The sequence below is a fragment of the Lacrimispora algidixylanolytica genome (genome assembly GCF_003609635.1).
Taxonomy (GTDB): Bacteria; Bacillota; Clostridia; order Lachnospirales; family Lachnospiraceae; genus Lacrimispora; species Lacrimispora algidixylanolytica.
This window is the reverse complement of the sequence record NZ_MCIA01000008.1, coordinates 70,192-83,518: the sequence shown is the minus strand read 5'-3', so window position 1 is coordinate 83,518 and position 13,327 is coordinate 70,192. Positions and strand designations below refer to the sequence as shown.

Annotated in this window: 12 protein-coding genes and 1 other annotated feature; of the genes, 10 read left to right on the top strand and 2 right to left on the bottom strand. The window is 42.4% G+C overall.

Annotation, left to right across the window (positions count from 1 at the left end):
- Positions 1–7: 7 nt before the first annotated feature.
- Both BET01_RS06880 and BET01_RS06875 read right to left on the bottom strand, forming a co-directional pair.
- Entirely contained in the window at positions 8–586 is a 579-nt protein-coding gene (locus BET01_RS06880) for an anthranilate synthase component II (RefSeq protein WP_120196075.1), read from the bottom strand.
- Complete coding sequence (locus tag BET01_RS06875) at positions 583–2,067, bottom strand: anthranilate synthase component I family protein (protein WP_120196074.1); 1,485 nt, start codon at positions 2,065–2,067, stop codon at positions 583–585. The genes BET01_RS06880 and BET01_RS06875 overlap by 4 nt, the downstream gene beginning before the upstream one ends.
- 82 nt (positions 2,068–2,149) lie before the next feature.
- Positions 2,150–2,406 (bottom strand) — a binding site (T-box leader).
- 148 nt (positions 2,407–2,554) lie between these two features.
- Here BET01_RS06875 and proC point away from each other — a divergent pair.
- The 10 genes from proC (at position 2,555) to BET01_RS06825 (ending at position 13,301) form a co-directional block, all read left to right on the top strand.
- Positions 2,555–3,349, top strand: a complete 795-nt coding sequence (proC, locus tag BET01_RS06870; RefSeq protein WP_120196073.1) for a pyrroline-5-carboxylate reductase — start codon at positions 2,555–2,557, stop codon at positions 3,347–3,349.
- Positions 3,350–3,371: 22 nt separating this feature from the next.
- Positions 3,372–3,920: an NUDIX hydrolase gene (locus BET01_RS06865; RefSeq protein WP_120196072.1), complete on the top strand. Its 549-nt coding sequence runs from the start codon at positions 3,372–3,374 to the stop codon at positions 3,918–3,920.
- A gap of 61 nt (positions 3,921–3,981) precedes the next feature.
- Positions 3,982–4,578, top strand: coding sequence for a stage II sporulation protein M (locus BET01_RS06860; protein ID WP_120196071.1), 597 nt, complete (start codon positions 3,982–3,984; stop codon positions 4,576–4,578).
- A gap of 220 nt (positions 4,579–4,798) precedes the next feature.
- Complete coding sequence (locus BET01_RS06855) at positions 4,799–5,686, top strand: site-specific tyrosine recombinase (protein ID WP_120196070.1); 888 nt, start codon at positions 4,799–4,801, stop codon at positions 5,684–5,686.
- A gap of 171 nt (positions 5,687–5,857) precedes the next feature.
- On the top strand, positions 5,858–6,382 hold the full coding sequence (locus BET01_RS06850; protein WP_120196069.1) for an adenine phosphoribosyltransferase: 525 nt from the start codon (positions 5,858–5,860) through the stop codon (positions 6,380–6,382).
- Between the two features lie 225 nt (positions 6,383–6,607).
- Positions 6,608–7,834, top strand: a complete 1,227-nt coding sequence (locus BET01_RS06845; protein WP_120196068.1) for an NAD(P)-dependent oxidoreductase — start codon at positions 6,608–6,610, stop codon at positions 7,832–7,834.
- Positions 7,835–7,836: 2 nt separating this feature from the next.
- Positions 7,837–8,745: an AEC family transporter gene (locus BET01_RS06840; RefSeq protein WP_120196067.1), complete on the top strand. Its 909-nt coding sequence runs from the start codon at positions 7,837–7,839 to the stop codon at positions 8,743–8,745.
- 107 nt (positions 8,746–8,852) lie between these two features.
- A complete protein-coding gene (add, locus tag BET01_RS06835) occupies positions 8,853–9,848 on the top strand; it encodes an adenosine deaminase (protein WP_120196066.1) in 996 nt (331 codons plus the stop codon).
- 102 nt (positions 9,849–9,950) lie between these two features.
- Entirely contained in the window at positions 9,951–12,227 is a 2,277-nt protein-coding gene (locus tag BET01_RS06830; protein WP_120196150.1) for a RelA/SpoT family protein, read from the top strand.
- A gap of 51 nt (positions 12,228–12,278) precedes the next feature.
- Entirely contained in the window at positions 12,279–13,301 is a 1,023-nt protein-coding gene (locus BET01_RS06825; RefSeq protein ID WP_120196065.1) for a CatB-related O-acetyltransferase, read from the top strand.
- The last annotated feature ends 26 nt before the right edge of the window (positions 13,302–13,327 follow it).

Sequence of the window (13,327 nt, the reverse complement as noted above, 5' to 3'; positions counted from 1 at the left end):
CCTCCTTTTAATCATGAATGGTTATGGATAGGAAATTTTTAAGTATAGATTCTCCGTTTGGAGTCAGTATGGATTCTGGGTGGAACTGCAAGCCGTAAACCGCGTAGTTTTTATGTTTCACCGCCATAATTTCTCCCATATCGTCGGTGCCAATGGTTTTAAGGCAAGAAGGAAGGGTTTCCTTTCTGGCAATGAGAGAGTGGTATCTGGCAGCAGGAATCTTATTCTCTAAACCCTGAAACAAAGGGTCAGAGGAATCGATTGAGAGGATGCTCTGCTTTCCATGCATCAGTTTTTTCGCTCGGGTAATCTCTGCACCAAAGACTTCACAAATTCCCTGATGTCCAAGACATACTCCAAGAATGGGAACTGTCTCAGCCAGGCTCCTTACTACGTCTTCACAAACACCCGCATCTTTTGGGTAACCAGGGCCGGGTGAGAGAACGATGTGGCTTGGTGATAAATCCTTTATTTCTGCTACTGTCAATTCGTCGTTTCGGATTACCTTGATATCCGGATTTAATCCACCAATCATTTGAACCAGGTTGTAGGTAAAGCTATCGTAATTATCAATAAATAGTATCATAGATCATTTACCTCCCCGGCTCTCATGAGAGCGCTTATAACCGCTTTTGCTTTGTGCTCCGATTCTTCGTATTCCAGCGTTGGTATGCTGTCGGCAACGATTCCGCCTCCTGCCTGGACGGAGACAATCCCGTTTTTCCTCACCGCCATTCGTATGGCAATGCAAGTATCCATGTTTCCGGTGAAATCCACATATCCCAAAGCACCGCCGTAGATTCCTCTAGGTTCTGTCTCCAGTTCCTCAATGATCTGGCAGGCCCTAATCTTTGGAGCACCGGAGAGCGTGCCCGCAGGAAGGACGGATTCAATGGCAGAAAAGGCGTCGCAGTCCTTTTTAATATTTGATTCCACCTGGGAGCAGATATGCATAATGCGGGAGTAGCGGTGGATCATCTGATATCCGGTCACTTCCACGGAGGAAAACTCTGAGATTTTCCCAAGGTCATTCCTTCCAAGGTCTACTAACATGTTGTGCTCAGCCAATTCTTTTTCATCGGCAAGAAGTTCTTTTTCCAGTGTCAGATCCTCGGCAGGATCCTTTCCTCTTGGTCTGGAACCTGCCACCGGGAAGGTAGTAAGCCTTTGATCCTTTAACCGAACCAGGGTTTCTGGTGAGGTACTCATGATTTCCATGTCCCCGGTGCTTAGATAAACCATATAAGGAGACGGATTGGTGGTTCTTAAAATCCGGTATGCATTTAACAGACTATCCGGGTATTGGCTTTCAAACCTTCTAGATAAAACGGCCTGGAAGATGTCGCCGTTTACAATATATTCCTTTGCCTGATCTACCATATGGCAGTAATCTTCTTTGGTCACATTGCAGTGAAAGGAAGGAGTATTTAAAACCGTGGATTTTTCTAAGGGTGCCATATCCCCAATCATTTGGGCAATGCTCTCTAACTTTGTACACGCCTTTCCGTAATTTTCCATTACCTGATCTGTTTTCATATTGACCACAATGCTGATTTTCTGAGTCAGATGATCATAGGCAATGACCGTGTCAAAAAGCATTAAGTCAAAATCATTGCAGTCCCCTTTTTTTATGGAGAGAACCGGCTCCGCATACCCAATCATACTGTAAGAGAAGTATCCCACAAATCCACCGGTAAAAGGTGGAAGACCAGGAATCTTAGGGGATTTGTATTCTTTCAAAATCTCCCTTAAGACATCATAAGGCTGTTTGGTCTTTATAACCTTGTCGTGGATAGTAGCCTCTTCCTGCCGGTAGGAATGGATAGAAACCTCCTCATTTTTACAGGAAACGCTCATGACGGGATCATATCCCAGAAAGGAGTATCGGCCCCAGGTCTCACCGCCCTCAATGCTTTCCAGCAGATAATATCGGCTGCTTAAGGCTGCGATTTTACGCAGCAGGGTAATTGGAGTAACGATGTCTGCAAATATTTCCCTGCAGACCGGGATTACGGGATAGGAGGCAGCCAGTGCCCCGATTTCCTTGCAGTCCGGTGTAAGATTCATAATGATTAACTCCTTTCTGTTTTTATGAGGTTGAAAATAAAATAAAAAAAGCTCCCGTCCCTCCTTCCATACGAATATGGAAAAGAGGGACGGAAGCTATAATTACGGTTCCGTGGTACCACCCTGATTGAAGAAGTTAGACTTCTCCCACTTTAAACACACGAACATGTGTCTCCCCTTGATAACGGATAGGAAACCCGTTGGCATCTACTCCCAGAATCTGGTTTCAAGCCACCCTCGCAGGTCCATTCAGATCAAACATCAACGCTTCCTCTCACCAACCGGAAGCTCTCTGTGCATGATGAAAAAATCTTACTTACTCCTGCTCATCAGTTTATCACTTTGCTTTGCTACAGTATATGAGATGAAATGTAAAATGTCAACACTTATTTTTTAAATTATCTGGGACATTGACATTTGGAAAAAGGATGAGTAGAATGGTGCTAATTGAATGCAAAATTGAAACAAAAAAGAGGAGGAATATCCTATGGCTAAAATCGGGATCATTGGAATCGGAAATATGGGCTATGCCATACTAAAAGGCTTGCTGGCCGTATATTCAAAAGAAGAAATTATCTTTACTGATGTGAACCTGGATCGGTGCAAAGAGATAACAAAGGATCTGGGAGTTGCCCATACAGAAACTAACATGCAGCTCTCTGGTCAGGCGAAATATATCGTACTGGCTGTTAAACCTCAGTACTTTAATCCTGTTCTTGCAGATATCCGTCACAGCGTCACGGAAAAAAATGTCATCATATCCATTGCTCCGGGAATTACCACGACCCAGTTAAAAGAAAAGCTTGGAGATGAAAAAAGAGTGGTCCGTGCCATGCCAAACACTCCCGCACTCTTAGGAGAAGGAATGACAGGCGTCTGCTATGAGGAAAAGGCATTTGACGAGGAAGAGAAAAAATCCATTGAAGATATCTTTGGCTCCCTGGGTAGAATGAGAATTGTGGAAGAGCGACTAATGAATGCTGTGGTATGTGTCAGCGGAAGTTCTCCCGCTTATGTGTATATGTTTATTGAAGCCTTAGCTGATAGTGCGGTAAAGTACGGACTGCCAAGAGATGCTGCCTATGAGATGGCTGCCCAGGCAGTCCTTGGAAGCGCAAAGATGGTTTTAGAAACAGGGGAGCATCCGGGAGCATTAAAGGACAAAGTCTGCTCTCCAGGAGGGACTACCATTGCTGCGGTATCTGCTTTAGAAGAGTCAGGATTTCGCAGTGCTGTTATAAAAGCAGCTGATGCCTGCTATAAAAAATGTACCGAAATTTAAGTGAGAAATCGGAGGAATCTAAATGAAACAGCCACCAGTTGTGCGTTTGGACAGAACTTTTAAATATCAGGGGAGTATCCTAACGATGTATCAGGATACCATTCTTGCAAACGGCCATGAAGCACATTGGGATTTCATTCACCACATTGGAGCTGCTGCCGTGGTTCCAGTCACCCGGGAAGGCAAAATCTTAATGGTACGCCAGTACAGAAACGCCTTAGATCGCTATACACTAGAGGTTCCCGCTGGAGCCCTGGATGCTCCTGATGAACCAAAGATCGACTGTGCCCATAGGGAACTGGAAGAGGAGACCGGATTTAAGACAGAGAAAGAGAAACTTGAATATCTAATCAGCGTCAACACCACCGTGGCATTTTGTGACGAGGCCATTGACATCTTTGTTGCAAGAGACTTAGTCCCATCCAAGCAAAATCTGGATGAAGAAGAGTGTATCGATGTGGAGGAGTGGACCGTAAAAGATCTAGAGGAAAAGATCTTTCAAGGCGAGATTACAGATGGAAAGACCATAGCTGCTATTTTAGCCTATGCAAGAAAATACGATATAAAATAAGAACTGAATAAATAACCCTCTGCAGGCATAAATTGTGACAAGACCTGTAGGGGGATTTTTTATGGCTAGTTTACTCGATACGTTAAGAATCCGTTTTGGCAGAAGAACGGAACATAATTATATGAAGGTTTATCGTAGCACAAGGGCATGGGATATCTACCTGATCTGCTTTTTCATTGGACTGACTGCTGGAACGGTTATGGCTAATTTTTGGTACTCATCCTTTTCAGATGAAGCAGTATATTATCTAGGCCTCCTAAACCGGAATGTTGATCTGGGAAAAGGGGAACGCATGCAGCTTTTCGGACAGGTTCTAAGTCAGAGGCTCATGGAGGTGTGGATCATCTGGCTTATTGGCATGACCGCTTACGCGTTGCCATTGTTTTGTGTCTTTATGTCTATGGCAGGATTTTCCATGGGATTTGTGCTTGCTGTTATAACCGTTCAAAAAGGACTTATGGGACTTCCCGTTTTCGTTATGACAGTGATGCCACAATGCCTATTCTACCTTCCAGTTTTTGGGATTTTATTGCTACTTGGGATACAAAAGGAACGGAGATTTCGAATTCCTGCATTTATCTTACTCCTGCTCCTGACTGCCGCCGGAAGCGGTCTGGAAGCATGGATAAACCCATTTTTCCTAAAGTCTGTCCTTTAAATGGCAAAAATAAATGAGAAAATAACACTGGTAATATTACCATATCTTGCGAACTAATACATTAGATGACCAATATCTTGTATGTATTATGTAAATTTACTTTGCAGCGAGGGTGATGTGGGAAAAATGTGTTTGATTTTATCGAAAATAGTCTATATAATAAGAGACAGAAGCCTTATTTTAAGGCATTTTTTAAACCGAACGGTTAGGGGATATAGAAATGGTAGTTGAGATTAATCACTTTATTATTTATTTAAGAGAGATAAAAAAAACATCAAAGAACACAGAGGTTTCATACCAGAGGGATTTGATGCAGTTGGCTTCCTTTTTGGGACAGCAGGGAATTGTAGAGGTCGGGAAGGTCACAAAGACTAGCCTAAACTCTTATATTCTGTACCTGGAAAAAGCGGGGAGGGCGACCACTACCATTTCTAGAACACTGGCATCCATGAAGGCATTCTTTCATTATGAATGCACTCAGGGCAATATCGGCAAAGATCCGGCAGAACTGATTAAGGCGCCAAAGGTAGAAAAGAAGGAACCAATCATATTGACTGTGGACGAAGTAAATTGCCTTTTAAGTCAGCCTGATGGGGAGACTCCAAAGGAATTTAGAGACAGGGCTATGCTGGAGCTTCTTTATGCCACAGGCATCCGAGTATCCGAATTAATTAATTTGAAAAAATCCGATGTGAATCTTACAGTAGGTTATATTACCTGTAAGGACGAGCATAAGGAGCGCATGATTCCTTTTGGTAAGGTGTCAAAACTGGCCCTTTCTGCTTATATGGAACGGGGAAGAGAACATCTTTTAAAGGAACAGGACTGTGAATGTCTCTTTACCAATTGTAACGGAAGACCGATGAGCCGTCAGGGATTTTGGAAGATTGTTAAGTTTTACGGAGATAAGGCAGGGATTAAAGCTGATATCACGCCTCATTCTTTAAGACATTCCTTTGCAGCCCATCTTTTGCGCAATGGAGCGGACATTCATGTAGTACAAGCTATGCTTGGACATTCCGATATGGCTACTACTCAGATGTATATGAATTATGCTCAAAAGGAAGCCGTTCGTCGTGTTTATACAGGAGTACATCCCAGAGGTTAAGGCTTTATGGAACAATGACATGCCTTCCGCCATATATTGCGGGAGGCATTCCTTTTTGTGAAAATTACAAAATGGTAAAAACAATATTTGCCTGAAAACAAGGTTTGCGCTATAATAGGTAAGGTTGTGCTGTAACACTTATGAAAACAATAACAATATGAGGTATAGGAAATGAAAAAATTAGAAGATTATGTCACAAGTATACCAAATTTCCCAGAAGAGGGAATTGTATTCCGTGACGTGACTACCATACTGGAAGATCCAGATGGGCTCTGTCTGGCTGTTGATGGCGTTCGCAAGATGCTTGAAGGAGTGGAATACGATTCAGTTATCGGACCAGAGTCAAGAGGCTTTATCTTTGGAGTTCCAGTTGCTTATGCAGAGCGAAAAGGCTTTATTCCAGTACGTAAAAAAGGAAAACTTCCAAGAGAAGTTCTTTCCATGGATTATGAGTTAGAATACGGCACTGCAACCATTGAACTTCACAAAGAATCCATTAAGCCAGGCCAGAAGATTGTTATCATTGATGATCTTATCGCGACTGGCGGAACCATCGAAGCGATTATAAAGCTGGTGGAACAGTTGGGCGGAGAAGTAGTAAAGATCTGCTTTATCATGGAACTTGCTGGATTACAGGGAAGAGAAAAGCTGAAAGGCTATGATGTAGAATCTCTGATTATCTATGAAGGTAAATAAATAAAAAGACCAGGGGATTCCCAAGTGCAGAGTGTGAAAACACCTGATTTGGGAATCCCCTGGTCGCTTTTTATATCGATATATTTTTATCAAAATTTATTTTTTTCGATACATTTTATGGGAGTCTTGATTTTATGATTTTTACTATGCTATGATAGGAACTAAAACATATGATGACCATATTGCAGCAGTCTCATTCACACAGTTAGAGAAAGGAAAATTACAATGGCCGTACATGTTATTGATGAAGCAAATAGATGTTTAAACTGCAAAAAGCCTTTGTGCCGTCAGGGCTGTCCCATTAATACTCCAATTCCTCAGATGATTCAGGCTTTTAAGGGGGGAGATCTCAATGCGGCAGGAGAGATGTTGTTTGAAAACAATTCTCTGTCTCTTGTTTGTTCTTTGGTTTGCAACCATGAAAAGCAGTGCGAGGGTCACTGCATTCTTGGAAAAAAAGGACAATCAGTCCACATAAGCAGCATTGAAAATTATATATCCGATACTATTTTTGATAAATTAAAAATTGAATGCAAGCCGAAAAACGGGAAAAAGGTTGCTGTCATCGGCGCCGGTCCGGCTGGAATTACCATTTCCATCCTTTTGACGAAGGAAGGTTATAGCGTTACCATTTTCGATGCAAAGGATAAGGTCGGAGGAGTTCTTCAGTACGGAATTCCAGAGTTTAGACTTCCAAAATCCATTCTGGAACGTTACAAAAAGAAGCTTGTAGGAATCGGAGTTAAGATTCGTCCAAACACTGCCATTGGAACTGCCTTAGAGATTAAGGATTTAGTAAGAGATGGCTATCAAAGTATCTTTATTGGAACCGGAGTATGGAGACCTAAAACTCTTGGCGTTAAAGGAGAATCTCTTGGTAATGTACACTATGCCATTGATTATCTGGCAAATCCAGATGCTTATGATCTGGGAGAAAGCGTAGCGGTTATTGGTATGGGTAACTCAGCCATGGATGTGGCCAGAACCGTAATTCGTCACGGGGCAAGAAAGGTAACTCTTTACGCAAGAGGTCTACACAGCAATGCAAGTGATCATGAAACTGCTTATGCAAAGATTGACGGTGCCAACTTCCAGTATGGAAAACAGATTTATGAGATCACAGACGATGGCCCGGTATTTGAAACGGTACTCTATGATGAGGAAGGCAAGCAGATTGGCATGGAGGAAGAACGGGAGCAGGTTTATGCGGATTCCACCATCATCTCCATTAGCCAGGGACCAAAAAGCAAGCTCATAAGCACCACAGAAGGCTTAAAGGCCAGTGAAAACGGTCTTCTTGTGACCGATGAAGAGGGACGTACTACAATTCCAGGTGTTTTTGCTTCTGGTGATGTAGTTATGGGGGCTAGAACGGTAGTTGAGGCTGTGGCATATTCAAAGAGAGTAGCTCAGGCTATGGATGAATATATGAAATCAAAAGATGAGCAGTAGACATGAATTATAATAGTTTGATTAATCTTCAAGGAATGTTATTCCTTCTCGTGGCAGCAGGCATAATCCTTCGAAAAAAAGGGATTCTTCACGAGGAGGCGAAGGCAGTCTTAACGGATCTTGTGATTTATTTTATCCTGCCTTGTAATATTATTAGCTCTTTTTTGATTGAGTTTAATAGAAAAGTATTCATGGAGTTTGCCATCATACTTGTGATCGCTTCCTTGATTCAGGTTGTATGCCTGATTCTTGCAAATACTCTCTACAAAAAAGAACCAGATAGCAGGAAAAAAGTACTGCAATACGGCACGGTCTGTTCCAATGCCGGATTTATGGGTAATCCCATTGCCGAAGGTGTTTATGGAGCGCAGGGACTCATGTTTGCCTCCATATTCCTTATCCCACAAAGAATCGTCATGTGGTCGGCGGGAGTCTCATATTTTACGGAAAGTCCGGATCGGAAGACGGTTGTAAAAAAGGTTTTGACGCACCCTTGTATTATAGCAGTTTATATTGGTGTGTTTTTCCTGGTCACTCAGTTAAAGATGCCGGAGTTTTTAGAAAACACCATTAGAGGGGTGGGAGGTTGTACCACCACAGTATCCATGGTGTTAATCGGTACCATATTGGCTGAAGTGAAGCTTAAGAGTATGCTGGACTGGGGAATTGTGAAATATACGGTAATCCGGTTATTCCTGATTCCCTTTATGGTATTTATCGCCTGCCGCATCTTTTCTGTGGACCCAATGCTATCAGGAGTGTCTATTCTTTTAGCTGGAATGCCAGCAGGAAGTACAACCGCCATACTGGCTGCAAAATATAACGGAGATTATATTTTTGCCACCAAGTGTGTGGTAGTGACAACACTGTTATCCTTGGTCACCATACCTTTGTGGTGTATATTTCTTTAAATGGCAGGCGGCTAAAACCGTCTGCCATTTTGAATCATCAATAAAACTAATTGTTGCATGCCCAGGAATATGATAGAATATTTGCATTGAAGAAAGGAGGGATCGTTATGAAACGACTGGAAACTGATCTCCATCTGCATTTGGACGGCTCCTTATCAACTGATGTGGTAAGGCTGCTTGCAGCTGAAATCGGCTATGATTTTGAAGGAAAGAGTGTAAAGGAAAGTATCTCCGTAGGAGACGATTGCAAAAGCTTGGTGGAATATTTAAAGTGCTTTGATCTTCCGGCACAGCTTTTACAGACAGAAGATGCACTGGAGTTGGCATCAAAGGACCTTGTAATACGCCTGGCGGAGCAAGGACTGATCTATACAGAGATAAGGTTTGCGCCCCAGCTTCACATGAGAAAAGGACTTACGAAGGAAAAGGTGGTTCAGTCTGTTATTCGTGGAGTGGAGAAGGGAACAAAGGAAGCACCATCTATTCAGGCAGGTATTCTGCTTTGTTCTATGGTGAATGGTTCTGATAAGGAAAATGAGGAAACCTTTGATCTTGCAGGTGGCTATTTAAATAAGGGAGTGGCAGGAGTTGATATTGCAGGACCGGAAGGAATGGTGCCTATGGCACATTTTGAACCTCTCTTTAAAAAGGCTTATCAAATGGACATCCCCTTTACCATTCATGCAGGAGAATGCGGAGATTGCGAGAATATAATCAAAGCGGTGGCCTACGGTGCCAAACGAATTGGACACGGTTGTGCTGCGATACAATCTGAAACATGTATGGACCTTTTAAAAAGGGAAAAGATTATATTAGAGATGTGTGTGATCAGCAATCTTCAGACGAAGGCAGTCCCTTCCATTAAAGAACACCCTCTTAAGGCATTTTATGACAGAGGAATCCGTGTGACCTATAATACGGATAACACGACTGTTTCTGACACAAGCCTTTTAAAGGAAGCAGAAATAATAAAAGAGCATATGGGATTTACAGAGTCGGATTTAAGGCAGATGAACCGGTATGCGCTGGAAGGTGCTTTTCTAAAACAGGAAGAGAAAGAAAAAATAATTGCATTTTTCGACAATAATAATTATAATGAATGATAACTACGTTTAAAAAACAATAAATACTGGAATGCTAGAAAAAGGTGACGGCATATGGCGGATTATCCAATGATGGAAAATAATAATAAGGCAGCTTTGGAGATGGCAAAGCGGGAGAAGCAGGGACTTGATACGGAATTGGAGGCCCCTGCGGATTTTACGAGCCCTGAGGTGCTTTATGAAGAGCTGGTGAAAAGCATCAGACGATACCATCCTTCCGATGATATAACCATGATTAAAAAGGCATATCAGATCGCTCACGATGCCCATAAAGACCAAAAGCGAAAATCGGGTGAACCCTATATCATTCACCCTCTTTGTGTTGCAATCATTCTGGCAGATCTGGAGATGGATAAAGAGACCATCGCAGCCGGAATTCTTCATGATGTGGTAGAGGACACGGTTATGTCCTTAGATGAACTGAAGTCAGAGTTTGGCGAAGAAGTCGCCCTCTTGGTAGATGGTGTAACGAAACTGACTCAGATATCCTGGTCTATGGATAAGATGGAGTTGCAGGCAGAGAATCTTAGAAAGATGTTCTTAGCCATGGCAAAAGACATCCGAGTAATTATTATCAAACTTTCTGACCGTCTTCATAACATGCGGACCCTTCAGTACATGAAACCGGAAAAGCAAAAGGATAAAGCCAGGGAAACCATGGAAATTTATGCTCCGATTGCCCACCGTCTTGGTATTTCAAAGATAAAGATTGAGCTTGACGATCTGTCCCTCAAATACCTTCATCCAGATACTTACTATGAACTGGCAGAGAAAATATCTCTAAAAAAGGAAACCAGGGAATACTTTGTAAAGAGTATTGTAGATGAGGTTGAGGAACATCTACTTACTTCTGGGATCGAAGGCAAAGTGGACGGCCGCGTCAAGCATTTTTTCAGCATCTATAAAAAGATGGTGAATCAAAATAAAACTCTGGATCAGATTTATGATCTGTTTGCAGTAAGAATTATCGTGGAGAGCGTAAAGGACTGCTATGCAGCACTAGGCGTCATTCATGAGCTTTATAAGCCGATTCCTGGTCGTTTTAAAGATTATATTGCAATGCCAAAACCAAATATGTACCAATCCCTTCACACGACACTGATTGGTAATAACGGTCAGCCCTTTGAGATTCAGATTCGTACCTATGAGATGCACCGCACAGCAGAGTACGGTATTGCTGCACACTGGAAGTATAAGGAAAGCGGAAGCGGACAGGTGGCTGCGGCCAAAGAGGAAGAGAAGTTAAGCTGGCTACGTCAGATTCTGGAATGGCAAAAGGACATGTCCGATAACATGGAGTTCTTAAACATGGTAAAGGGTGACCTTGACTTATTCTCTGATAGCGTTTACTGCTTTACACCTTCTGGCGATGTAAAGAACTTACCAAGCGGCTCAACTCCAATTGACTTTGCATACTCCATCCATAGTGCTGTTGGTAATAAGATGGTTGGTTCCCGTGTTAACGGAAAGCTGGTCAACATCGAATATGTAATTCAAAACGGAGACCAGGTAGAGATCATCACCTCCCAAAACAGCAGGGGTCCAAGCAGGGACTGGCTGAATATCGTAAAAAGTACTCAGGCTAAGAATAAGATCAACCAGTGGTTTAAGACTGAGCTTAAGGAAGACAACATCCTCCGCGGTAAGGAGATGGTGGATAAATACTGCAAGACAAAGGGAATTGTTTATTCCGATATCAACAAGCCAGAGTATCAGGATAAAGTCATGAAGCGTTATGCTTTCCGTGATTGGGAATCCGTGATTGCTTCCATTGGACATGGCGGCTTAAAAGAAGGCCAGGTCATCAATAAGATGATTGATGAGCGGGAGAAGAAGCTTAAGAAGAGTGTTACCGACAAGACGATTTTAAATGACATTGAAGATATGAGCAACAAACTGCCGGTTAAGAGACGTAGTGGCAGTGGAATCGTAGTAAAGGGCATTCATGATCTGGCGGTTCGTTTCTCCAAATGCTGCAGTCCGGTACCTGGAGATGAGATTATGGGCTTTGTTACAAGAGGAAGAGGAATTTCCATTCACAGAACCGACTGTGTGAATGTATTAAATCTGCCGGAAGATGAAAGAAACCGTCTCATTGATGCCGAATGGCAAGATCAGGAGGGAGAAGCGACAAAAGAGCGTTACTCCTCTGAGATTAAGATATTTGCCAACAATCGTATTGGTATGTTTGTAGATATCTCTAAGGTATTTACGGAACGTCAGATCGATATTACCTCCATGAATTCCAGAACCAATAAGCAAGGTAAAGCTACGATTACCATGACCTTTGACATTCATGGTGTAGAGGAACTTGGAAAACTAGTAGATAAGCTGAGACAAATTGAAGGAGTAATAGACATTGAGAGGACTGCGGGATAGCGCAGTTTTCTCTTTTTAAGCCGATGTTTCACGATCGAAAGGAGAATCCCTATGATTCAAGGTATTCATTACAATCCATTTACGATCAGACAGGCGACGGTATGTCCGCTGCCAGTTCCAGGAACAGATTTGCAGTTTCCTCTGCTCCAGTTAGATATAGACAGTTACATTGTAGGTGCTGAGATTCAATCCGGAATTAATTTTAATTATGCGGAAGGTGTACATTGTATCCAGATTGGAAAGTACTCCGCTCTTGCAGAGAAGATTACGTTTCTGATTAATTTAAACCATGATTATAAATCCGTTTTTCAGGGAAGTCCGTCTTTTATCTCAGAAACCAGACCCAGCAAGCTGAAACGAAAGGGAAGTGTACTCATTCAAAACGATGTATGGGTCGGTCACGGCGTTACCTTACTTAGTGGTATCACCATTCATAACGGTGCGATTATCGGTGCGGAAAGTGTAGTGACAAAGGACGTTCCCTCCTACGCCATTGTGGCGGGGAATCCGGCTAAGATTATTGGATACCGGTTTCCAGAGGAACAGCGAGCGGCCTTAAATGAAATTGCCTGGTGGAATTGGGATTTGACAAAACTTTTGGAGCGGAAAGAGGAATTGTTTCAGCCCGTAGAACTTTTTATAGAGAAATTCCAAAAAGAGGCAAGAGAGGCCTGGGATCAGGTAGTACCTGCATATGAGAAAGATACAAGGAAAAACCTTCTTCTTATCATGGATGCCAAGGAACCCTTCCCAGTTTGGCAAAAGGTAGTAAAAGAGTATATCGCACTAAAAGAAACCGGTTATCATTCAAGGTTGATTCTGTATCTTTCTTCCTTGTCGGTGGAACAAGGGCACAAAGAGATGTTACTTGATATGTTAAAGGATTATAAAGGTTTGGGAGATGACATCATAATCGTGGACTCCATTCCATCGGAGGATGTAAGGAGCCTGTTTGCATCTGCGGATTACTTTATCACTACAAGACAGGAAAAGAATCTGCTTTGGACGGAATATGCAGACCATTATGGCGCAAAGCTTTTATATGGCACAGACATTCCGGTATTTTCCTTATAAAATAAATACATACAGACAAGATTAGT